Raw genomic sequence first — 598 nt, 5'->3', positions numbered from 1 at the left:
GTGACACTGCTCGAAAGGGTGCTCAGTGGACTTCGGAAGCTCTAGCGGCGCGGCGCGCTCCACCACTTCCGCGAAGATCGTGGTGGCGGGTGGCTTCGGCGTGGGCAAGACCACGTTCGTCGGCGCGGTCTCGGAGATCAATCCGCTGCGCACCGAGGCCGTGATGACCTCCGCCTCGGCCGGGATCGACGACCTCAGCCAGGTGCGGGACAAGACGACCACCACGGTCGCCATGGACTTCGGCCGGATCACCCTGGACCAGGACCTGATCCTCTACCTCTTCGGCACCCCCGGACAGGACCGCTTCTGGTTCATGTGGGACGACCTCGTCCGCGGCGCCATCGGCGCCGTCGTCCTCGTCGACACCCGCCGCCTCGCCGACTGCTTCCCCGCCGTCGACTACTTCGAGAACAGCGGCCTCCCCTTCGTCATCGCCCTCAACGGCTTCGACGGACACCAGCCCTACACCCCCGAAGAAGTCCGCGAAGCCCTCCAGATCGGACCCGACGCCCCCATCATCACCACCGACGCACGCCACCGCGCCGACGCCAAAAGCGCCCTCATCACCCTCGTCGAACACGCCCTCATGGCCCGGCTG

The 598-nt window shown here is 67.7% G+C and carries 1 protein-coding gene; it reads left to right on the top strand.

The window, feature by feature from the left end:
- Nucleotides 1–25 precede the first annotated feature (25 nt).
- On the top strand, nucleotides 26–598 hold a 573-nt coding region (locus HCK00_RS26690), incomplete at its 3' end, for a GTP-binding protein (protein WP_168104613.1).

Origin of the sequence: Streptomyces zingiberis (assembly GCF_012034935.1) — a bacterium.
In the GTDB taxonomy this organism is placed as follows: Bacteria; Actinomycetota; Actinomycetes; order Streptomycetales; family Streptomycetaceae; genus Streptomyces; species Streptomyces zingiberis.
This window is presented reverse-complemented; position numbering and strand designations above follow the sequence as displayed.